Annotated in this window: 17 protein-coding genes; 5 read left to right on the top strand and 12 right to left on the bottom strand. The window is 67.5% G+C overall.

Annotation, left to right across the window (positions count from 1 at the left end; translation table 11 throughout):
• Positions 1-19 precede the first annotated feature (19 nt).
• From KGR00_RS16360 to KGR00_RS16350, 3 genes are read right to left on the bottom strand one after another with little or no spacing between them, the layout of a single operon-like run.
• Positions 20-1,651 (bottom strand): dihydrolipoyllysine-residue acetyltransferase, encoded by a 1,632-nt coding sequence (locus KGR00_RS16360; RefSeq protein ID WP_224419682.1) that lies wholly within the window; start codon positions 1,649-1,651, stop codon positions 20-22.
• A 25-nt stretch (positions 1,652-1,676) separates the two neighbouring features.
• Positions 1,677-2,654, bottom strand: a complete 978-nt coding sequence (locus tag KGR00_RS16355) for a transketolase C-terminal domain-containing protein (RefSeq protein ID WP_224419681.1) — start codon at positions 2,652-2,654, stop codon at positions 1,677-1,679.
• A complete protein-coding gene (locus KGR00_RS16350) occupies positions 2,647-3,858 on the bottom strand; it encodes a thiamine pyrophosphate-dependent dehydrogenase E1 component subunit alpha (RefSeq protein ID WP_224419680.1) in 1,212 nt (403 codons plus the stop codon). The genes KGR00_RS16355 and KGR00_RS16350 overlap by 8 nt, the downstream gene beginning before the upstream one ends.
• A gap of 379 nt (positions 3,859-4,237) precedes the next feature.
• Between KGR00_RS16350 and KGR00_RS16345 the strand changes: the two genes are divergently transcribed.
• A complete protein-coding gene (locus KGR00_RS16345) occupies positions 4,238-6,172 on the top strand; it encodes an aconitate hydratase (RefSeq protein ID WP_224419679.1) in 1,935 nt (644 codons plus the stop codon).
• 53 nt (positions 6,173-6,225) lie between these two features.
• Here KGR00_RS16345 and KGR00_RS16340 read toward each other — a convergent pair whose 3' ends face one another.
• The 6 genes from KGR00_RS16340 to topA all read right to left on the bottom strand — a co-directional run bounded on the left by KGR00_RS16340 (position 6,226) and on the right by topA (position 12,354).
• Positions 6,226-6,708, bottom strand: a complete 483-nt coding sequence (locus KGR00_RS16340; protein WP_224419678.1) for an NYN domain-containing protein — start codon at positions 6,706-6,708, stop codon at positions 6,226-6,228.
• 21 nt (positions 6,709-6,729) lie between these two features.
• Positions 6,730-7,566 (bottom strand): transglutaminase family protein, encoded by an 837-nt coding sequence (locus KGR00_RS16335; protein ID WP_224419677.1) that lies wholly within the window; start codon positions 7,564-7,566, stop codon positions 6,730-6,732.
• A gap of 127 nt (positions 7,567-7,693) precedes the next feature.
• On the bottom strand, positions 7,694-8,803 hold the full coding sequence (locus tag KGR00_RS16330) for a cobalamin-independent methionine synthase II family protein (RefSeq protein WP_224419676.1): 1,110 nt from the start codon (positions 8,801-8,803) through the stop codon (positions 7,694-7,696).
• Positions 8,804-8,915: 112 nt separating this feature from the next.
• Positions 8,916-9,218, bottom strand: a complete 303-nt coding sequence (locus KGR00_RS16325; RefSeq protein ID WP_224419675.1) for a hypothetical protein — start codon at positions 9,216-9,218, stop codon at positions 8,916-8,918.
• Between the two features lie 47 nt (positions 9,219-9,265).
• On the bottom strand, positions 9,266-9,724 hold the full coding sequence (locus tag KGR00_RS16320) for a DUF6586 family protein (RefSeq protein WP_224419674.1): 459 nt from the start codon (positions 9,722-9,724) through the stop codon (positions 9,266-9,268).
• Positions 9,721-12,354, bottom strand: a complete 2,634-nt coding sequence (gene topA, locus KGR00_RS16315) for a type I DNA topoisomerase (protein ID WP_224419673.1) — start codon at positions 12,352-12,354, stop codon at positions 9,721-9,723. The genes KGR00_RS16320 and topA overlap by 4 nt, the downstream gene beginning before the upstream one ends.
• Positions 12,355-12,732: 378 nt before the next feature.
• Here topA and lipA point away from each other — a divergent pair, with 378 nt between their 5' ends.
• The 3 genes from lipA to KGR00_RS16300 all read left to right on the top strand — a co-directional run bounded on the left by lipA (position 12,733) and on the right by KGR00_RS16300 (position 16,099).
• Positions 12,733-13,794 (top strand): lipoyl synthase, encoded by a 1,062-nt coding sequence (gene lipA, locus KGR00_RS16310; RefSeq protein WP_224419672.1) that lies wholly within the window; start codon positions 12,733-12,735, stop codon positions 13,792-13,794.
• 356 nt (positions 13,795-14,150) lie between these two features.
• A complete protein-coding gene (gene pyk / locus KGR00_RS16305; protein ID WP_129138731.1) occupies positions 14,151-15,623 on the top strand; it encodes a pyruvate kinase in 1,473 nt (490 codons plus the stop codon).
• Complete coding sequence (locus KGR00_RS16300) at positions 15,620-16,099, top strand: methylglyoxal synthase (protein ID WP_224419671.1); 480 nt, start codon at positions 15,620-15,622, stop codon at positions 16,097-16,099. Before pyk ends, KGR00_RS16300 begins: the two co-directional genes overlap by 4 nt.
• A 110-nt stretch (positions 16,100-16,209) precedes the next feature.
• Here KGR00_RS16300 and KGR00_RS16295 read toward each other — a convergent pair whose 3' ends face one another.
• Positions 16,210-18,720, bottom strand: a complete 2,511-nt coding sequence (locus tag KGR00_RS16295) for a DUF3141 domain-containing protein (protein WP_224419670.1) — start codon at positions 18,718-18,720, stop codon at positions 16,210-16,212.
• Between the two features lie 328 nt (positions 18,721-19,048).
• Between KGR00_RS16295 and KGR00_RS16290 the strand changes: the two genes are divergently transcribed.
• Entirely contained in the window at positions 19,049-20,242 is a 1,194-nt protein-coding gene (locus tag KGR00_RS16290) for an ammonium transporter (RefSeq protein ID WP_224419669.1), read from the top strand.
• A 66-nt stretch (positions 20,243-20,308) separates the two neighbouring features.
• Here KGR00_RS16290 and KGR00_RS16285 read toward each other — a convergent pair whose 3' ends face one another.
• Together KGR00_RS16285 and oadA are read right to left on the bottom strand one after the other, a co-directional pair.
• A complete protein-coding gene (locus KGR00_RS16285; RefSeq protein ID WP_224419668.1) occupies positions 20,309-20,671 on the bottom strand; it encodes a DUF533 domain-containing protein in 363 nt (120 codons plus the stop codon).
• A 211-nt stretch (positions 20,672-20,882) separates the two neighbouring features.
• Positions 20,883-22,691 carry a sodium-extruding oxaloacetate decarboxylase subunit alpha gene (oadA, locus tag KGR00_RS16280; RefSeq protein WP_224419667.1) on the bottom strand — a complete coding sequence of 603 codons (1,809 nt, stop codon included), beginning with the start codon at positions 22,689-22,691 and terminating at the stop codon, positions 20,883-20,885.
• Positions 22,692-22,699 lie beyond the last annotated feature (8 nt).

Raw genomic sequence — 22,699 nt, 5'->3', positions numbered from 1 at the left:
GCCGCCCTCTATCTTGCGTTCACGTCATGTCGAGCAGCATCGTCTGCGGTGCCTCGAGGTACTCCTTCCAGCGATTGCAGAAGCGCGAGATGGTACCGCCGTCGATGATCCGGTGGTCGCCCGACCAGGTGATGGTCATGATCGACCGCGACACCACCTTGCCGTCGGCATCGAAGCGCGGCAGGGTCTGGACCCGACCCAGGGCGACGATCGCCACCTCCGGCGGGTTGATGATCGGCGCCGCATAGGTGCCGCCCAGCGCGCCGATATTGGAGATGCTGATGGTGCCACCCTGCAGGTCGGCCTGACTCACCCGCCCCTCGCGGGCGGCCTCGGTCAGCCGCGCCACCTCGTCGGCGATCTCGCGGATGCTCAACCGCTCGACGCGCTTGACGTTGGGCACCAGCAGCCCCGCCCGACTATCCACCGCCATGCCCACGTTGCAGTGCGGCTGGTAGTGGATCTCGCTGCCGTCGTCGCTGATCCGGCTGTTGAGGATCGGATAGGCCGTCACCGCCAGCCCCAGCGCCTTCATGATCAACGGCATCAGCGTCAGCCGGGTGCCGTCGCGCTCGGCCATCGGCTTGAGCCGTTCGCGCAGCGCCAGCAGCTCGGTGACATCGATCTCGTCGCCGTAGCTGAAATGGGGGATGGTCGACGCTGCCTCGCTCATGCGCCGGGCCATCGCCGCACGCACCCCGCGGATCGGCTCGACGCGCACCTCGCCCTGCTCGGCCCGCTCGGTCGTGGCGGTTGCCTCACTGGCTCCGGCCGTTATCGGGGTTTCGTCGCGCCGCGACTTGTCGAAGGCGAGGATGTCCTCCTTGAGCACCCGACCGTGCTTGCCGGAGCCCGGCACGTCCTCGAGCCGCACGCCGAGTTCGCGCACCAGGCGTCGCACCGCCGGGCTCGCCGGAATCCGCCCGTGGGGTCCCTTGCCCGTACCGGCGGCGCGCTCGGCACCGGACGACGCCTCGCTCGGGGCGCGGCCCGCCGGCGCGTGTCGCGCCGGTGTCGAGGGACGTTCGACCTGCCCGTCACGCGGCACGTAGGCGAACAGCGGCGAATGCACGCGGGCATTCTCCCGCGGCTGGTGGTAGAGCCGCGTGACGCGCCCCGCCCTGGGCGCGGTGATCTCGACCAGCGCCTTGTCGGTCATCACGTCGACCACCGGCTGGTCTTCTTCGATCTCGTCACCCTCGCGGATGCGCCACTCGACGACCTCGCACTCGACGATACCCTCGCCGATGTCCGGCAGGATGAAATCCTCGCTCGCCGCCGCCTCGTCCGCGGAACCGGGCGCGTCCTGCGTGGCGCCGCTCGATACGTCGGATGCGCCCATCGCGCTCGGCGCTTCATCGGTCCGACTCGCCGCCTGGTCGGTCGGCGAAGTCGCCTCGTCGGGCGAGGCGCCGTCCAGCGGCTCGACGGCGAACAGCGGGGCATGCACGCGGGCGGTCTCGCCCTCGCGATGGTAGAGCCGGGTCACGCGCCCCGCGTGGGGGGCGGGGATCTCGACCAGTGCCTTGTCGGTCATCACCTCGGCGACCGGCTGGTCCTCCTCGATGGTGTCGCCTTCCTGGATCAGCCACTTGACCAGCTCGCACTCGACGATGCCTTCGCCGATGTCCGGCAGAATGAAATCACTCATGTCCTGTCTCTCCCGAACGCGCCGCTCAGTAATCGATGGTGGCCTTGATCGCCTCGAAGATCTTCAGATGATCCGGCAGGTACTCCTTTTCCAGCGTCAGCGGAAACGGCGTGTCCAGACCGGTCACCCGGGCGATGGGCGACTCCAGGTAGAGGAAGCAGCGGCTCTGGATGGTGGCGGCGATCTCGGCGGCGAAACCGCTGGTCAGCGGCGCCTCGTGGCTGATCACCAGCCGGCCGGTCTTGAGCACCGACTCGGCCACCGTCTCGACATCCCAGGGCAGGATGCTGCGCAGGTCGATGATCTCGCAGGAGATGCCCGCCTTTTCGGCGAGCTCCGCCGCCTTGCCGAGCACTTCCATCTGCGCGCCCCAGGCGAGCAGGGTGATGTCCGAGCCCGCCTGGGTGATTTCCGCCTCGCCCAGCGGCAGCTCGTAGTCCTCGTCGGGCACCTCGCCCACGGCGGCGCGGTACAGCCGCTTGGGCTCGAGAAACAGCACCGGGTTGGGATCGCGGATCGACGCCAGCAGTAGCCCCTTGGCCTGATGCGGGTTGCGCGGCACCACGACCTTGAGCCCCGGGGTATGGGCGAAATAGGCTTCCGGCGACTGGGAATGGTAGTGGCCACCGGCGATACCGCCGCCGTAGGGCGTGCGGATGGTCAGGCCGCCGACGTCGAACAGGTTGCCCGAGCGATAGCGGAACTTGGCGGTCTCGTTGACGATCTGGTCGAAGGCCGGAAAGATGTAGTCGGCGAACTGGATCTCCGCCACCGGCACCGAGCCCTGCGCCGCCAGGCCGTTGGCGAAGCCGATGATGCCCTGCTCGACCAGCGGGGTGTTGAAGCAGCGATCGCGACCGTACTTTTCCTGCAGATGACTGGTGGCGCGGAACACCCCGCCGAACACGCCGACATCCTCACCGAAGCAGATCACCTTGTCGTCGGCGGCCATCGCCGTGTCCAGGGCACTGTTGATGGCCTGCAATAGGTTCATCTCAGCCATGATCGCGCCCTCCTGCCGCCGTGTCGTCATCCAGATAGGGGGCACTCTTGGGGTAGGCGTCCGGATACTTGCGAATGTGGACCTCGAGATCGGCGAGCTGCTGCGCGAGTGCCGGCGTCACCCGGTCGTAGACGTCGGTGACCAGGGTCTCGAGGGCCGGTGGACGGCGCTTCTCGGCGGCCTTCATCGCCTCGAGCACCTCGCGGCGACGGGCCTCCTGTTCGCGCTTCTCGTCGTCGTCGCTCCACCAGCCCTGCCCCTCGAGCCACAACCGCATGCGCAGGATCGGGTCCTTGTCCCGCCAGGCTTCTTCCTCCTTGCGGCTACGATAGCCGGAGGGGTCGTCCGAGGAGGAGTGGGCGGCGAGCCGGTAGGTCATTGCCTCGATGAGCACCGGCTGGTTGTCCTCCACCGCCAGCTTGCGGGCCTCACGGGTCGCCTGGTAGACGGCAAGGATGTCGTTGCCGTCGACACGGATCACCTTCATCCGGTAACCGAAGGCGCGCGGCGCGATGCCGTCGGCCGAGAACTGCTCGTGAGCCGGCGTGGAGATGGCGTAGCCGTTGTTGCGGCACAGGAAGATCACCGGCACGCGATGCACCGACGCCATGTTGAGCGCGGCATGGAAGTCGCCTTCCGAGGCCGCGCCCTCGCCGAACACGGTGATCGTGCAGTGCCCCTCGCCGGCCATCTTCTGCCCGTAGGCATAGCCGGTGGCCTGGGGGATCTGGGTGGCCAGCGGCGAGGAGATGGTCAGGTAGTTGAGCGCCTTCGAGCCGTAGTGGATCGGCATCTGACGGCCCTTGCCGTGATCGTGTTCGTTGCCGAACAGCTGGTCCATGAACTCGTCGAGGCCGAAGCCGCGATAGGCCAGCGCGCCCTGCTCGCGATACTGGGCCATGATCATGTCGCCGTCGTCGAGCGCGGCGGTGCTGCCGACCACCGTCGCCTCCTCGCCGGTGGACTGCATGTAGAAGCTCAACCGCCCCTGGCGCTGGGCCGAGAGCATGCGCTCGTCGAGCACGCGGGTGAAGAGCATGGCGCGGTAGATGCGCAGCGCCTGATCGCGGTCGAGCTCGGGCAGCCTGGCCTGCTTGTAGGGCGTGCCGTCCTGCTTGAGCAGCTTGAAGACGGGGATGCGGAACTCGTCGCCGTTCATGAACGACGGCTTGTGAACGATGGCAGTCTTGTTGGTTTGACTCATCTGGCGTTCCTTGTCTCGTCCCGGATCACGGGGTGAGCGATGCGCCGCGACGCACCGGCGGGAAGCGGCCGCCTCGTGAGCGACCGTCCGGGGAACGGATCACTGCCCCGGCCGGCGACCACGGCGCGTGCGGCGATCCCTCCCCGTCAATGTAGCCGGCCGCAACGTCGAGGGTGGGACATCACGACCGCGCGCCACGGGCCGGCTTTCAACGCTCGGCCTGCGCCATGGCTAATATTGACGTTTACGTAACATAGAACATGCGAAACCCCGAGTCAGCCACCCGGGCATGCAACGTTAGTCGACTTGGTCAGGTTTTCTACACTGGGGGTAGCGAACGTGACAGGACGCAGGAAGGACCCGCAAAAGGAGAAACACCATGGCCATGAACGTGGCGCAAAAACTGATCGACGCGCACCTGGCGCAGGGACGCATGCACCCCGGTGAGCCGATCGCCCTGAGCATCGACCAGACGCTGACCCAGGACGCCACCGGCACGATGGTGATGCTGGAACTCGAGGCGATGGGACTCGACCGGGTCAAGACCGAAGTCTCGGCGCAGTACGTCGATCACAACCTGATCCAGGAGGACAACAAGAACCCCGACGATCATCGCTTTCTGCAGAGTGCCGCCGCACGACTCGGGGTGTGGTTCTCCCGGGCCGGCAACGGGGTCAGCCACCCGACGCACCAGCAGCACTTCGGCAAACCCGGCAAGACCCTGCTCGGCTCCGACAGCCACACCCCCGCCGCCGGCTCGATGGGCATGTTGGCGATCGGCGCCGGCGGTATCGACGTGGCGATGGCCATGGCCGGCGAACCCTTTCATCTCAAGATGCCCGAGATCTGGGGCGTCAAGCTGACCAATGCGCTGCCCGACTGGGTCAGCGCCAAGGACGTGATCCTCGAGATGCTGCGCCGCCATGGCGTCGACGGCGGTACCGGGCGCATCATCGAATACTATGGCCCGGGGCTCGCCACCCTGTCGGCCATGGACCGCCACGTGATCGCCAACATGGGCGCCGAACTGGGCGCCACCACCAGCGTGTTTCCCGCCGACGAGGCGGTGAGAGACTTCCTCGAGTCGGTGGGCCGCCGCGACGACTTCTCACCGCTCGAGGCCGACGAGGGCGCCGACTACGACGTGCACGAGACCATCGACCTGGCCAACGTCGTGCCGCTGATCGCCAGGCCCTCGAGCCCGGGCAACGTGGTGCCGGTACGCGAGATCGCCGGCGAGAACCTAACCCAGGCCTATATCGGCTCCTCCGCCAACCCCGGTTATCGCGACTTCGCCATCGCCGCGGAGATGGTCAAGGGCCGCCAGGTCAGCGACTGGGTGTCGTTCGACGTCAACCCCACCTCGCGCTCGATCCTCGAGACCCTGACCCGCGACGGTCACGTACTCAGCCTGCTGGGCGCCGGCGCCCGTCTCCACCAGGCCGGCTGCAACGGCTGCATCGGCATGGGCCAGGCCCCGGCCAACGACACCAACAGTCTGCGTACCGTGCCGCGCAACTTTCCCGGCCGCTCCGGCACCCGCGAGGACCGGGTCTTCCTGTGCAGCCCGGAGACCGCCACCGCCTCGGCGCTCAGGGGCGAAATCACCGACCCCCGCGATCTCGATTTCGATGTCCCCCGGGTCGGCAACCCGAGCGATCCGATCGTCGACACCCGCAACCTGATGCCGCCCCTGCCGCAATCGGAGTCCTCGCGGGTCCAGTTGATCAAGGGGCCCAATATCGCCTCGCTGCCCGAATTCGAGCCGATCGGTGACGACCTCGAGCTGAGCATTCTGCTCAAGATGGCCGACGACATCTCCACCGACGAGATCATGCCCGCCGGCAACGAGGTGCTGCCCTATCGCAGCAACATCCCGCGAATCTCGGACTTCTGTTTCGGGCCCGTCGACGCGGATTACGTCGGCCATGCCCACGACAGCGGCGACCACGCCGTGATCGCCGGGCGCAACTACGGCCAGGGCTCGAGCCGCGAACATGCCGCCATCGCCCCGCGCTATCTGGGCCTGCGCGTGGTGGTGGCCAAGGGTTTCGCACGCATCCACTGGCAGAATCTGGTCAACTTCGGCGTGCTGCCGCTGCGCTTCGACAGCGATGCGGACTACGACGCGCTGGAATCCGGCCAGACGCTGCGTTTCTCGGGGCTGCACCAGGCGCTCGAGGACGGCGATACCGTGCCCGCCGAGACGCCCAACGGCAAGGTTCGGCTTCGCCACGACCTGACCCCGCGGCAGGTCGAGGTGCTGCTCGACGGCGGATTGATCAACTGGATGCAGCGTCACCGCGATATTTGAGCGGCCGGCGATCCGGCGGCCGGCGATCCGGCGGTCGGCGCTCCGACGGCCCGTCAGGAAGGCGTCAGCAGCAGGGACTCGTCGATGGCGATGAAGGCCGAGGCCGAGCGTCTCAGGGCCTCGGCGGTGAGGGCTTTCACGCCGTAGACCTCGGTCGGGATGGCGAAACGCTCGGCGAGCCGGTCCGCCAGCAGCGCGAAATCGCCATCCCCCGAGACCAGTACCAGGCGCTCGATCCCGGGGGCGAGCTCGACGGCGTCGAGGGTGATCCCCACGTCCCAGTCGCCCTTGGCGGAACCGTCACGCCGCTGTATGAACGGCTTGAGCTTCACCGTGAAGCCGATCCCGCGGAGAATCTCCTGGAAGCGGCGCTGCTGCGCGTCGCCACGCTCCACGGCGTAGGCGAACGCGGCGACGACCTCACGGCCGGCGGTGGCCCGGCGCCAGAACGCCCGGTAATCGAAATGCCGGCCGAAGGCCTGACGGGTGGTGTAGTAGACGTTCTGCACATCGACCAGGATCGCAACACGCTCCAAGGCTCACTCCCTCTCGCTGGGTCAGGACCGGCCGTGCGCCAGGGGCGACACGCCGTCGTCTTCATGGGTCCAGACCCGAAACGATACCAGGCTGTTGGGCCCGAAGGTGTTGGCGATCGGCACATCGGCGGCATCCCGCCCGTAGGCGATCAGGATACGTCCGACCCGGCGGTCGTTGTTGCGCGGGTCGAAGGTGTACCAGCCGCCGTCGAGGTAGGCCTCGAACCAGGCATGGAAGTCCATCGGGGCGTGTGGCGGGGGGATGTCGATGTCGCTGAGATAGCCGGTGCAATAGCGTGCCGGGATGTTCATCGCCCGGCAGAAGGCCACCGCCAGATGGGCGAAGTCGCGACACACGCCGCCGCGCTCGTGATAGACCTCCCAGGCCGACTTGGTCGCCCGGGCATACGGGTAGCCGAAGCTGATGTGCCGGTGCACGAAGTCGCAGATGGCCTGCACGCGCTGCCAGCCGGTGGGACCGTTGCCGAACAGCTGCCAGGCGATGTCGGAGAGCCGGTCGGTCTCGCAGTAGCGGCTGCCGATCAGGTAGAGCAGGGTCTCGGCCGGCAGCCGTTCCACGGGCAATTGCGGCGCCTGGGTATCCACCCGATCGGGCTGGCCGGGGTCGTCGATCACCGCATCGGTGGCGATCACGGTGCGTCCCGGCGGCGCCACCAGCCGCACGCACCAGTTGCCGAACGAGTCGCGGTAGGGCTCGCTGGGCAACGGCGGCAGCGTGACCAGATAATCCGGCGCCACCAGATCCGAGGCCCGCGAATAGTGCACGTGGGTCATCACGATCATCGGCACCGCCTGCGGGCACTCGTAGACGATCTCGTAGCCGATCCTCAGCCGCATCCTCGCGCCCTCCTGCGCTGTCCCAGAGCTAGAGCGTAGTCGCTGGAGGGAGCGAGAGCGCGATCTTTCGTCGCCCCGCAGGCCGGATCTAGGCGTGGCCCCGCACCGCGAGGCCGGGTGACGGCCGTCAGGCGTCGGGCCAGACGTCCCGGGCGATCTCCACCACCCGAGCCAGCTTGGCCCACTGCTCGTCCTCGCTGAGGCGGTTGCCCTCCTCGGTGGAGGCGAAACCGCATTGCGGGCTCAGACATAGCTGGTCCCGGGCGACGAAGCGCTGTGCCTCCTCGATGCGCCGCTCGATCGCCTCCGCCGGCTCCAGCTCGCCGCTCTTGGTGGTGATCAGCCCCAGCACCGCCTGCTTGTGGCCCTCCGGCAGAAAGCGCAGCGGCTCGAAACCGCCGGCCCGGTCGGTGTCGTACTCGAGGAAGTAGGCATCGACGTCGACCCCGCCCAGCAGCGTCTCGGCGACCGGCTCGTAGCCGCCCTCGCTGATCCAGGTCGAGCGGAAGTTGCCGCGGCAGACGTGCAGGCTGACATGCAGATCGTCGGGCCGCCCGGCCAGGGCGTGGTTGAGCACCTCGGCATAGATCGACTGCAGCCGCGACGGGTCATCGCCACGCTCGCGCACCGCTTCCAGCTGCTCGGCGGAACACAGATAGGCCCAGACGGTGTCGTCGAGCTGCAGGTAGCGGCAACCGGCGGCGTGGAAGGCGCGCACGGCATCGCGATAGGTGTCGGCCAGATCGGCGAAGAAGCCGTCGAGGCTCGGATAGACGCTGCTATCGATGTTGCGCCGCCCGCCGCGGAAGTGCAGCACGCTGGGGCTGGGAATGGTCATCTTGGCGGTCGCCGAGGAGACCGTGTCGGCCAGGAAGCGGAAGTGATCGAGCATCGGATGGTCGGCCGGGAAGCCGAGCTTGTCGGTCACCCGCACGCTGCGCGCCTGGGTGGTCACGCCCTGGAACTGGATGCCCTGCTCGGCCTGGTAGCCCTCGACGCCGTCGAGCCGCTCGAGGAAGTCGAAATGCCACCAGGCGCGTCGGAATTCGCCGTCGGTAACGGCCTTCAGGCCCAGTGACTCCTGACGCGCGACGACCCGGCGGATCTCCTCGTTCTCGACGTCACGCAGTGTCCCGGCGTCGATGCTGCCGTCATGGAAGCGCGCGCGCGCCTGCTTGAGGGAGTCGCTGCGCAACAGGCTGCCGACGGTGTCGGCACGGAAGGGAGGCATCGGCATGGTACGGCTCCATCGTTCGAGTGTGGAGCGCACTATGCCGAGCGAATGATGAGTTGGCTAACGGAGACTTTTCAGGATGATCATGAAAGCGGCTCATGATGGCCGGTGAACGTCAGTGGACGGTTCCCGGCTTCACGACCTCCTCGTCACTGGCATCCCCCTCCCAGAGCCGGGTCCGGGTGATCGCGTGATCGATCATCTCGCGGGCCACGTCGAAGCGACTCTGGCGCAGCAGATCGGCCGCCTCGTCGGAGAAGCGGATGCTCAGCAAGGGTTCGCCGTCGCCCTCGGCGGGCCGCAGAATGACTTCGCCATCGGCGAGTTCGACGATTTCCAGCACAGCGGTTTCTGACACGGTCACCTCGCTACGGTCTTGTGCCACGGCAACAAAAAACGACCACAGCGCATGGGCCATGGTCGTCGTTCTCATGCCGTCAGCTTATCACTTACGCCGCTCGGGCGTCACCATTCGAAACTGGTTTCACGCAGCGCCGTCAATTCGGCCTTGAAGGCCCGCAGGAATCCGCGCAACTCGTCGCCCAGCGCAATCCGGTCGGCGGCGACGATCAGCGATTCGCTACGCTCGCGGCGCGCCACGCCATCCACCCCGGCCAGGGCGTCGAGCCGCTGGCAGAGCCCCGCCAGCCAGCTTTCCGGGTCTTCGCGCAGGGCGCGCAGGCGGCGCAACTCGGCCACCCCCTCGCCCTGAGGGCCGAGCAGCTCGCGCCAGTCGTGGCGTGCCAGCGCCGCGTGCTCGGTGAGTTCGCGCAGCGTGGCATCCAGCGCCAGGCCCAGCGTGGCCAGGGCGCCCTCTTCCTGGGCCATGCGCCGCGCCACGGCGTGCTCGTCGTCGCCGACCGGCGCCTCGAGCAGCAGTTCGGCCTGGTAGAGCAACTGATTGGTGCGCCCTCGCGGGGTCATTTGCGCTTGTCCTCGATCTGCCAGCGGCCGTCCTCGAAGGTGGCCTTCCAGCCGGAGGCCTTGCCGTCCTGCTCGGTCATCACGTACTGACTCTTGGTCTTGCGCGAGAAGCGGATCTGCGCGGGACGCCCGTCGGGATCCTCGCTCGGCGCATCGAGCAGGAAGTGGTACTTCTCGGGCAGTTCCTCGGCATGCGCCTTGAGCTCGGCGACCAGCGGCGGGCGGGTCTCGCGATTCTTGGGAAACTGGCTGGCCGCCAGGAACAGCCCGCTGGCACCGTCGCGCAGCACATAGTGATCGTCGACCTTCTGACAGGCCAGCTCCGGCATGGGAATCGGGTCCATCTTGGGCGGCGCGACCTCGCCGTTCCTGAGCAGCTTGCGGGTGTTCTTGCAGTTCTCGTTGGTACACCCGAAGTACTTGCCGAAACGCCCCGACTTCAACTGCATGTCGGCGCCGCACTTGTCGCACTCGATGGTCGGGCCTTCATAGCCCTTGATCTTGAACTTGCCGGTCTCGATCTCGTAGCCGTCGCAATCCGGGCTGTTGCCGCAGATATGCAGCTTGCGGGTCTCGTCGATCAGGTAATTGTCCATCGCCGTGCCGCACTTGGGGCAGCGGTGCTTGGCGCGCAGGGCATCGGTCTCGGCATCGTCGCCGGCGTCGGCGGCCACCGCCTCTTCACCGGGGATCAGGTCGATGGTGGTCTTGCAGCGCTCCTTGGGCGGCAGGTTGTAGCCCGAGCAGCCCAGGAACACGCCGGTGGAGGCGGTACGAATCTGCATCTTGCGTCCGCACTTGGGGCAGTCGATGTCGGTGGGCACCGGCTGGTTGGGGCGCATGCCCTGCTCGCCCTCGGCCTGCTCCAGTTCGGCGCGGAACTCGGCGTAGAAGGCATCGAGCAGCGCCTTCCAGTTGCGCTCGCCCTCGGCCACCTCGTCGAGGCTGTCCTCCATGCGAGCGGTAAAGCTATAGTCCATCAGGTCGCCGAACGACTCGACCAGACGATCGGTGACGATGTCGCCGAGCTTCTCGGCATAGAAGCGGCGGTTCTCGAGCTTGACGTAGCCACGGTCCTGGATGGTCGAGATGATCGAGGCATAGGTCGACGGCCGACCGATGCCGCGCTTCTCGAGTTCCTTGACCAGGCTCGCCTCGGTGTAGCGCGCCGGCGGCTTGGTGAAGTGCTGCTGCGGATCGAGTTTCACCAGCTCCATGACCGTGCCTTCGGCCAGATCGGGCAGGGTCTGGTCCTCGTCCTTCTTGCCGGCGGGCTTCATGACCCGGGTGTAACCGTCGAACTTGAGCACCCGGCCCTTGGCGCGCAGCTCGTAGCCGTCGGCCTCCACGGTGAGCGTGGTCGACAGGTATTCGGCGGGCATCATCTGGCAGGCAACGAACTGACGCCAGATCAGCTCGTAGAGCCGTTCGGCGTCGCGCTCCATGCCCGCCAGATCGGCGGCGGTGCGGGTCACCTCGGAGGGGCGGATCGCCTCGTGAGCCTCCTGGGCGCCCTCCTTGCTGGAGTAACGGTTGGGCGATTCCGGCAGGTAGCGCTGCCCGAATTCGCTGCCGATGTAGTCGCGCACGCCATTCACCGCCTCCTGGGAGAGGTTGGTGGAATCGGTACGCATGTAGGTGATGTAGCCCGCCTCGTAGAGCCGCTGGGCGAGCGTCATGGTCTTCTTCACCGAGAAACCCAGCCGGCCGCTGGCGGCCTGCTGCAGCGTCGAGGTGATGAACGGCGCGTTGGGCTTGGAGCGGGTCGGCTTCTCCTCGCGGGCGGTGATCGCCAGGCCGGCCTTGCTCAGCGCGGCGATACGCTCCTGGGTCTCGGCTTCGGAGGTGGGCCGGAACGGCTTGCCGTCCTGGCGCACCAGTTCGAAGCGCACGCTCTCGTCGCCACCGGCCGGCTTCAGGTCGGCATGCACGTCCCAGAACTCCTCGGGCACGAAGGCGCGGATCTCGCGTTCGCGCTCGACGATCAGGCGCACCGCCACGGACTGCACGCGCCCCGCGGAGAGCCCGCGGGCGATCTTGCTCCACAGCAGCGGCGAGAGCATGAAGCCCACCACGCGGTCCAGGAAGCGGCGCGTCTGCTGGGCCTCGACCCGCGGCATGTTGAGACTGCCCGGCTCCTTGAAGGCCTCCTGGATGGCGTTCTTGGTGATCTCGTTGAACACCACCCGCTTGTAGCGCGCGTCGTCGCCGCCGATGGTCTCGCGCAGGTGCCAGGCGATCGCCTCCCCCTCGCGGTCGAGGTCGGTGGCGAGATAGATGGCATCGGCCTTCTTGGCCAGCTTGGCCAGTTCCTCGACGACCTTCTCCTTGCCGGGCAGGATCTCGTAGTTGGCTTCCCAGCCGTTCTCCGGGTCGAGGCCCATGCGCCGGATCAGTTGGCTCCAGGCCTTGTGCTTCTTGTAGGCGGCCTTCTCGTCCGGCGACATCTTGCGGGTCGCCGCGGCCTGACGCGCGCGCTCCTTGGGATCGCTGGCATTCTTGCCGGAGCCGCTGGTCGGCAGGTCGCGAATATGGCCGACGCTCGACTTCACGATGTAGTCGTTGCCGAGGTACTTGTTGATCGTCTTGGCCTTGGCCGGCGACTCGACGATGACCAGTGACTTGCCCATAGTGCTCCACTTTTACTGGCCGCCGCCAAGCGAATGTTGACGCGGCACCTGTCCGTCGTACCGGAAGCGCTGGGCTCCCGGCGGAAAAATGCGCCTACCCTACCCCAGCCACCCGCATCACGCCAGTCGCGCCGGGCGGCCCCTTGAACCTAGCCCGAGGACGACCGGATTCACAAGAGGCGAGCGACGCCGCCCGCGGCCTCGCGCGATCCAGCAACCAAGTCACCTGTCCAGTCAAGCCGACGATATGCTAAGTTATCGCCCGTACCGATAGATTCGCCATGCCCGGCGCCGGCCGTCCCGCTTTGACATCACGGGCGCCCCCTGACTGACGCGTGGGCGTGACGCATAGCCGCCGAACGGAGAGGCTCGCAGATCATGAGCAACAGGACCGCCAAACCGGTGTCCAGCGGGGAAAAGTACCGCAACGAACACGGTGCGACCGCGATCAAGGACGGCATGAAGCAGCGCAGGCAGCAGGAGGCGGACAACCCCGCCCTCGGCCGCAAGCCGAAGTGGCTGCGTGCACAGATACCCGGTGGTGAACGCTTCGATGCCGTGAAGCGCAATGTCTCGGAACACCGGTTGAGCACCGTGTGCGCCGAATCCCATTGCCCCAACATGGGCGAATGCTGGAGCAACGGCACCGCCACCATCATGCTGATGGGCTCGGTGTGTACCCGCGCCTGCCGCTTCTGCGCCGTCGACACCGGCAACCCCAAGGGCTGGCTGGATGCCGAGGAACCCGAGAACACCGCCAAGTCCGTCGAGTTGATGGGCCTGCGCTACATCGTGCTCACCTCGGTGGATCGTGACGACCTGGCCGATGGCGGTGCCGGCCATTACGCCGATTGCATCCGCGCCATCAAGGCCCGCACGCCCGAGGTGGTGGTGGAGGCGCTGACCCCGGACTTCGACGCGGTGCCCGCCTACGTCGAACGCGTCGTCGACTCGAGCCTGGAAGTCTTCGCCCAGAACGTCGAGACCGTGGAACGCCTCACCCATCGCGTCCGCGACGCCCGCGCCGGCTACCGCAAGACCCTCGACGTGCTCGCCCACGCCAAGCGCCACCGGCCCGACATCCTCACCAAGACCAGCCTGATGCTCGGCCTCGGCGAGACCGACGAGGAGATCCTCCAGACCTTCGATGACCTGCGGGCCATCGGCGTCGACATCGTCACCCTGGGCCAGTATCTGCGCCCCACCCGCAACCACCTGCCGGTGGAACGCTGGGTGACGCCGGAGGAGTTCGAGCGCTATCGCCAGCAGGGCCTCGAGAAGGGCTTCATGGAAGTGCCCTCCGGCCCCCTGGTGCGTTCCAGCTACCGGGCCGATCGGGTCTTCGAGAACAACAACCTGGGACTGGAACTCGCCTCCCCCGCCCAGGTTCCCGGCCAGGAAACCGATCCCAACCGGATTCCCACCCTCAACGTCAGCTGACCCGCCGGACCGAGCGTCATCACCCTGTCACGACGCCGGACTCTCATGGGAGAGTCCGGCGTCGTCGTTGCGTGCCGCTTGCTGCGCCGATACGCCGGCGCCGGACGCGTTCCCGTTCGGCCATCCTGTCGACAGCACACGGCAGGCCGTCCGGCTGCCGCCGGGCGGGCCTTTTCCGTGACCCGGCATTGTGCTGTACTATTATGTAGTAAAATGACTACATAAACGGATGCCACCTGCCCGGCGCCTGTCGCCCGGAAAAAAACGGTTTCCGCATTCAGGCTTTCTTGCCACCTTTATAGTCAGGCTCACGAAACGGCCAGGCTCACGAAAAGCGGCCCGCTAAGGAGATACTCATGCCGGAAGCATTGCACGGCCACGCCCCGATTCGTCGTACCAAGATCGTCGCCACGCTCGGCCCCGCCAGCGATCGCGAGGGCGTGCTCGACGCGATGATCAAGGCCGGCGTCGATGTGGTACGCCTCAACTTCTCCCACGGCTCTGCCGATGACCACCGCCGCCGCCTGGCCGCGGTGCGCGAGGCCGCCGAGCGTCACGGCCGCAGCGTTGCCGCCCTCGGCGACCTGCAGGGGCCCAAGATCCGCATCGCTCGCTTCGCCGAGGGCGCGGTGACCCTCGAGACCGGCCAGCCCTTCGTCCTCGACGTCTCGCTGGAACGCGATGCCGGTGACGCCACCCGGGTCGGCTGCGACTACAAGGCCCTCGCCGAGGACGTCGCCCCGGGCGACGTGCTGCTGCTCGACGACGGCCGCCTCGAGCTCGCGGTGGAGCGGGTCGAACCGCCGCGGGTGCACACCACGGTGCGCGTCGGCGGCAAGCTCTCCAACAACAAGGGCATCAACAAGCAGGGCGGCGGGCTCTCCGCCGCCGCGCTCACCGACAAGGACCGCGAGGATCTCAAGACCGCCATCGACATCGGCGTCGACTATCTCGCGGTGTCCTTCCCGCGCTCGGCGGCCGACATGCAGCTCGCCCGCGAGCTGCTCGGCGAGGCCGGTGCGGAGATCGGCCTGGTGGCCAAGGTCGAGCGCGCCGAGGCGGTCGCCGACGCCGAGACCCTGGACGGCATCATCCGCGCCAGCGAGGCGGTGATGGTGGCCCGCGGCGACCTCGGCGTGGAGATCGGCGACGCCCAGCTGATCGGCGTGCAGAAGCGCCTGATCCAGCGCGCCCGCTCGCTCAACCGCGCGGTGATCACCGCCACCCAGATGATGGAATCGATGATCGACTCGCCGCTGCCCACCCGCGCCGAGGTGTTCGACGTCGCCAACGCCGTGCTCGACGGCACCGACGCGGTGATGCTCTCCGCCGAGACCGCCGCCGGCGACTACCCGGTGGAGACCATCGAGGCGATGACCCGGCTGTGCCTGGGCGCCGAACGCGAGCGCAGCGCCCAGGAATCCAAGCACCGCATCCACGAGGGCTTCTCGCGGATCGACGAGACGGTGGCACTGTCCGCCATGTATGCCGCCAACCACCTCTCCGGGGTGGCGGCGATCGCCTGCATGACCGCTACCGGCTACACGCCGCTGATCGCCTCCCGCATCCGTTCCGGCCTGCCCATCGTCGGCCTCGCTCACAGCCCCATCGCCCAGCGGCGCATGGCGCTGTATCGCGGGGTGGTCTCGCTGCCCTTCGACACCACCGACATCCCCGCCGAGGGCCTCGACGCGCGTGCCCTGCAGGTGCTGCGCGAGCGCGGCATCGCCCAGGACGGCGATCACGTGATCCTCACCCGTGGCGATCACATGAACGCCCACGGCGGCACCAACACCCTGAAGATCCTCGATCTGGGGGCCGAGGCATGAACGCCCAGCGCCCCAGCCGCGATACCCGGCGCACCCTGCCGGGTCGCAAGCGGATTGCGCTGATCGCTCACGACGGCAAGAAGCAGGAATTGCTGGACTGGGCGGGGCACTGGCGCGAGACCCTGGCACAGCATGAGCTGCTGGGCACCGGCACCACGGCCAGGCGTGTCGCCGATACCCTGGGTCTGCCGGTCGAAGGGCTGATGAGCGGCCCCCTGGGGGGCGATCAGCAGATCGGCGCCCGCATCGCCGAGCAGCGTCTCGACCTGCTGATCTTCTTCTGGGATCCGTTCTCGCCGATGCCCCACGACCCGGACGTCAAGGCCCTGCTGCGCCTGGCCGCGCTGTGGAACGTGCCGGTCGCCTGCAACGCCGCCAGCGCCGACTTCATCATCACCTCGCCCTATCTGTCGGAAAATCACGACGTCGATGTTCCCGACGCCAGCGACTGGGTCGCCTCGCGTACCCAGCCCTGAGGGCCCGAGCCCCCTGGCGAGACGTGAAAAGGCGCCCCCGATCACTATCGGGGGCGCCTTTTTTCGCGACGAGCCATCGGATCAGCGCGGGTGGCGGACCCGCGACAGGCTCAGGAAGAGCGCTTCGGCGGCGTGCGCTTGCGACGGTTGCCGGTGGTGCGCTGGCCCGGTTCCTTGCCCGCCGCCTCGGGGTTCGTGGTGCCCTCGCTCGGCCCCGATCGCTGGGTTTCCGATGCCGCCTGACCCGCTGGCTGCGCCGCCGGTGGGGCTTCCGCGAGCGTCTCGGCCGTGTCATCGCCTGACGCTTCACCGTCCTGCGCCGTGCGCGTCCCGGACTGGCGCTTTCCGGAGGCAACCGCTTCGGCCTCGGCTTTCTCGACCTCGGCCTTGCCGGTCTCGCCACCGAGGGCCGTCACCGGAGACGCGTCGCGCACCGCCTGACGCGCCCGAAGGAACAACGTTCTGACCTTTCCCAGGCGATCCTGGGTGCGATCCGAGAGCGGCGCACTGGCTTCGACCACGTGCTCGATGTGCTGCAGCTGCGCGTCGATAGTCTCGGCACTCTCGCCTTCCAGCAGGGTCGGTAGCGCGCCGAGCGCGGCCTGCGGGTCGAGCTTGAGAATGAAGAACTGCTCGCGCACCAGCGCCTTGAACCGTTCGAGGTCGAGATTGGGCTCGACTTCGGCGCGGGTCGCCTTGAGGCGCTGGAAATTGCGCTCGTCGGTCGACGGAGCCCCGCCGAGCACGAAGATGATCGCCCGCATCACGGCATCGTGAACATCGCCCTGATCGATCCTGGCGCGCATCTCTTCGCGGCGCTGGCTGACGAAGCGACGGTGCTCCGGCTCCTGCCCGGGGCGGCGGCTCGGCACCGCGCCGCGATCGACGCCCAACCCGGCCAGGATCTGCAGCCAGGGCTGGCCATAGATCTCCATGAACGTCCACTCGGTGGCGCGGTCACGCACATCGCGATAACTGTCCAGCATGCGCACGATGTCGTCGGAGAGCATGCGTTCGGCGATCCGGAAGGGGTTGTTCTCCCCCGCCCGGGCGCGGTTGGCACGGACGTAATCGGCCATCACCGGCAACGGGACGGTCGCCGGGTTGCGATCCGACAGCAGCTTGTAGCCCAGCCGGATGGGGTGCATGCGGCGAATCCAGCGTGCCGCTTCGGGGGTCATCAGGGCATGCATCCAGGGCTGCAGGTAGCGCTGGTAGAGCCCCAGGTTGATCTCCGACAGCCGCGCCACGGTGGCAAAGCGCCGCTCGTCCTCGTGCAGCGGCTGGACGATCTCGTCGACGTCCTTGAGGCCTCGCGGCGTGAACTCGAGCAGGTAATCGCCGTCGACCGGTGCTGCCTCGCTGGGCGGGCGCTCGGTGACCTGCGTCTCGTAGAGACCCGGGGGCAGGATGTCGATGTAGTCCATGTTGGCGGTGAACTCGGCATGCTCCTTGCGCGAGACGCTGCCCGACACGAAGATCCCCAGATGGCCGGTGGTATCGTGGACACAGTAGACGATGGTCTGCTCGTTGGCCTGGATGTCCTCGACGCTGTCGTAGAGGTCGGTGATCCAGCCCAGCGCCTGGGGCGGCGGCGTGATGTCATCGCCCTTGGAACAGAACACCACGATCGGCGAGCGGATGTTGCGCAGGTCGATGCGGCGCCCGTCGCGGGTCAGCAACTGGGCGGTGCTCAGGCGATTGCCGACGAACAGATTGTCGACGATGTACTGGATCTCCTCGCCGGCCAGCACCACGTGTCCGCCCCACCAGCGTTCGAATTCGAGGTAGCGATCGGCCTCGGTGTCGATGTTGGCGAACAGCCGGTACTGCTTGGTCCAGAGCGTGTTGGCCGGATTGAGCTTCTCGAAGTTCTGCACCAGCCAGGCGCCGTCGAAGTTGCCGGCCCCCAGGTCGCTGGCGAAGGCGGTGACCCAGCTGCCGCCGGTCATGCCGCCGCTGTAGCGCATCGGCGCCTTGCCGCGCTCGCCGGCCCAGTAGGACAGCGGTGCGCCGGCGATCAGGATGGGCCCGAAGCAGTCGGGCTCGAGCGCCGCCGCCATCATCAGCTGCCAGCCGGCCTGACAGTTGCCCACCACCATCGGTTTTTCGACGGTCTGGGGGTGACGCGCGATCACCTCGTGGAGGAAATGCGCCTCGGCCTCGACGACGTCCAGCACGGTCTGGCCGGGCACCGGAAACGGCAGAAAGCCGATGAAGTAGCACGGATGCCCGGCACGCAGCGCCACGCCGATCTCGCTGTCGGGCTTGAAGCCGCCGATGCCGGGCCCGTGGCCGGCACGCGGGTCGACGACCACGAAGGGCCGCCGGTCCTCGTCGATCTCGATGCCCTCGGGGGGCACGATGCGCATCAACTCGTAGTTGACCGGACGCGGCAAGTCGCGCCCATCGACGAGCAGTTCGACCTCGAATCCCAGCACGCTGGGCCGGGTCTGCTCCATATGCTCGAGATACTGATTCCCGCGCTGGCGCATGACGTCGAGATACAGCACGCTGCGCTCGACGGTGTCGCGCCAGTAGTCGATGGCGGCCTGACCGAGCCCCAGGGGGTCCCAGAACGCCGACATCGTCCGCGCGAGAGAAGCTTGAACGGGAAGCATGAGTGGGCTCCGATGAAATTTGCTGCACTGCAAGATCAGCATAACGCCATCCGGGCGTGGTTGCAGCCGGCAATCATGAAAATCGGGCCTGCGGGCGAATGCGCCAAACCGTGGCACCGAGACCGCCCGAAAGCACAAAAACAGTGCACAAGATCCCCGACGACGCACCCGAATAGCGCACAACACGCACCAGAAATGCTCACCCTACGCCCAACCCGTTGAGAAATGGCGATAAAAAAGCTGGCACAAAACGTGCAAGCCCCTTTACCGCAGTGCACGACCCCGCTAGTTCACCGCAACGAACCCGTAGACAACGAACTCACACGCCATGACTGACATTCCCTCGAGTGCCGACGTACTGTTCCTGCTGCTGGGCGCCTGCATGGTACTGGCCATGCACGCCGGCTTCGCCTTCCTGGAGGTGGGTACGGTACGCGCCAAGAATCAGGTCAACGCCCTGGTCAAGATCATCACCGACTTCGCCGCCTCGACGCTGGCCTACTTCGTGGTCGGCTACGCCATCGCCTATGGCAATGGCTTCTTCGCCAGCGCCGAGCAGCTCTCGCTCGATCACGGTTACGGCCTGGTCAAGTTCTTCTTCCTGCTGACCTTCGCCGCGGCGATCCCGGCGATCATCTCCGGCGGCATCGCCGAGCGGGCACGCTTCTACCCGCAGTTCACCGCCACGCTGCTGCTGGTAGGCCTGGCCTACCCCACCTTCGAAGGCATCGTCTGGAACGGCAACTGGCAGATCCAGGCCTGGCTGGAAGCGACCTTCGGTCAGCCCTTCCATGACTTCGCCGGCTCCCTGGTGGTCCATGGCTTTGGCGGCTGGGTCGCGCTGGTCGCGGTGCTGCTGCTGGGTGCGCGCCGGGGCCGCTATCCGCACCATGGCGCGGTGGCCGCCCATCCACCCTCGAGCATCCCCTTCCTGGCGCTGGGATCCTGGACGCTGACGGTCGGCTGGTTCGGTTTCAACGTGATGTCCGCCCAGACGCTCGACGGCATCAGCGGACTGGTCGCCGTCAACTCGCTGATGGCGATGGTCGGCGGCATCCTCGCGGCGATGGCGCTGGGCCGCAACGACCCCGGCTTCATTCACAACGGCCCCCTGGCGGGCCTGGTGGCGGTCTGCGCCGGCTCGGATCTCATGCACCCGCTCGGTGCACTGGCCACCGGCGCGGTGGCCGGCGCGCTGTTCGTGGTGCTGTTCACGCAGACGCAGAACCGCTGGCGTATCGACGACGTGCTGGGGGTCTGGCCCCTGCACGGGATCTGCGGCGCCTGGGGCGGTATCGCCGCCGGACTGTTCGGTCAGCAGGCGCTGGGGGGCCTGGGCGGCATCAGCCTCGCCTCGCAATGCGCGGGAACGCTGCTGGGCATCGTCCTGGCACTGATCGCCGGGGCCGGCATCTATGGCGGATTGAAGGCCATCGTCGGCATTCGCCTCAGCGAAGAGCAGGAATTCGAGGGCGCCGACCTGTCGCTGCACAAGATCAGCGCCACACCGGGTCGTGACTGACCCCGTGGCCGGGATCGTCAGGCCGCGGACGACGCCCGAACGGCCGGGTTCGGGCGTTGCCCCGTGTCAGGGTCCGGGGAAGCCGGGAGCGCGCGGTGCCTCGCCGGAGGCGCCGGCGTCTCGCGGCGCGTCGCCGGCCTCGGACGGTTCGCCGTCCCCGGGCCTCGCCGCCGGCGGCCGGGTCATCTCGCGGGCCTCGTCGGCGTCGTAGCCGCTGCGCTGCCGACGGGTCTGCCAGGCCAGCGCGCCCAACCCGGCCACGACGCCGTACTTGAGCGCCTTGCCCAGCAGGCCGCGGCCGTGACGACTGCTGAGCAGCAGGCCCAGGGCCCCGCCTGCCAGGGCACTGCGGGCATCCACGCGACCCGCCTGGTCGCAGCAACGGTCGATCAACCGGCCAAATTCGTCGGAGGTATGTCTGTCGTCCATGAGGTGTCTCCCATTGGTTCCTTGGTGGCTCTCTTGAGGAGGGCCAGGTAGGCGCCAGATGCCGGCGTGACAAGACCGACGCCCGGCGACTCGATGCGCCCCGCTAGCCGAATAATCCGGGTAGCAACGCTGACAGCATAGGCGATCGTGGCCGCGACGGAAAAAACCCGGCACAAGGCCGGGTCAGCATGACACCAGGCGACGCGACGCGTCACTCGATCTCGATCAGCACCTCGCCGGGGGTGACGCGATCGCCGCGGGCGACGTGGACCGCCTTGACGCTACCGGCGACGCGGGCGTGAACCTCGGTTTCCATCTTCATCGCCTCGGTGATCAGCACCGCCTGGCCTTCCTCGACCGAATCGCCGACCTCGACCAGCACGTCGACGATGTTGCCGGGCATCGAGGTGGTGACATGACCGGGCTGCGAGGCCTGGGCACGCCCCGCACCGCCGCCGCCGACGTAGTCGTCCTTGGCCTCGAAGACGACTTCCTCGGGCATGCCATCGAGGGTCAGATAGACTTGGCGCTTGCCGCCGATGCTGCCCACGCCGGTGATCTGCACCTCGTAGGACTCACCGTGGACGTCGATCACGAATTCGGTGGGCACCCCCTCGGTAACCGGACGCCCGCCGCCGTCATCCGGGGCGGGCAGCGGCTCGGGGGTGAGCGTGCCGTCGCGGCGCCCCTCGAGATAGTCGCGGCCCAGCTCGGGGAACATGGCGAAGGTCAGCACGTCCTCCTCGCCCTCGGCGAGCTCGCCGATGTCCCGGGTCAGGCGCGCCATCTCCGGCGCCAGCGCATCGGCGGGGCGCCCCTCCTCGACCGGCTCGTTGCCGATCGCCCGCCGCCGGATCCCGGCGTCGACCTCGGCCGGCGGGTGGCCGTAACCGCCCTGCAGATAGCGCTTCACCTCGTTGGTGATGGTCTTGTAGCGTTCGCCGGTCAGCACGTTCATCACCGCCTGGGTGCCGACGATCTGCGAGGTGGGCGTGACCAGCGGCGGATACCCCAGGTCGGCACGCACCCGCGGGATCTCGGCGAACACCTCGCGGATCTGCGACAGGGCGTTCTGCTCCTTGAGCTGATTGGCGAGGTTGGACATCATCCCGCCCGGCACCTGATTGATCTGTACCGAGACGTCCTCGCGGGTGAATTCGCTCTCGAAGGCGGCATACTTCTTGCGTACCTCGCGGAAATAGTCGCCGATCTCCTTGAGCGCCTCGAGGTCGAGCCCGGTGTCGTGATCGGTCCCGGCGAAGGCGGCGACCATGGACTCGGTGGACGGATGACTGGTGCCGCCGGCGAACGCCGAGTTGCAGGTGTCGATATAACGACAACCGGCCTCGACGGCCTTGAGATGGCACAGCGCCGAGAGTCCCGAGGTGGCATGGGCATGCAGGTGGATCGGCACCTCGACCGCCTCGACCAGCGCGGCGACCAGCTCCTCGGTGGCATAGGGCGTGAGCAGGCCCGCCATGTCCTTGATGGCGATCGAATCGGCACCCATGTCGACCAGCCGCTGGGCCTGGTCGATGTACATCGCCAGGGTATGCACCGGGCTGACCGTATAGCACAGCGTGCCCTGGGCGTGCTTGCCGCTGGCCTTGACCGCGCGCATGGCGGTCTCGAGGTTGCGCAGGTCATTGAGCGCATCGAACACGCGGAAGATGTCGACGCCGTTATCGGCGGCCTTGGCGACGAAGCGCTCGACCACGTCATCGGCGTAGTGGCGATAGCCGAGCAGGTTCTGGCCGCGCAGCAGCATCTGCAGCGGTGTGTTGGGCAGCGCCTCCTTCAAGGCGCGCAGCCGCTCCCAGGGGTCCTCCTTGAGAAAGCGCACACAGGCATCGAAGGTCGCCCCGCCCCACACCTCCAGCGAGTGGAAGCCGATGGCGTCGAGCTGCGGGCAGATCGGCAGCATGTCCTCGGTGCGCAAACGGGTGGCGATCAGCGACTGGTGGCCGTCACGCAGCACGACGTCGGTCACCTGGACCCGCGCGGGTTGAATCGGGCTCATGAGTCTCT

The organism is Modicisalibacter sp. MOD 31.J, from assembly GCF_020147985.1.
Classification (GTDB): domain Bacteria; phylum Pseudomonadota; class Gammaproteobacteria; order Pseudomonadales; family Halomonadaceae; genus Modicisalibacter; species Modicisalibacter coralii.
This window is presented reverse-complemented; position numbering and strand designations above follow the sequence as displayed.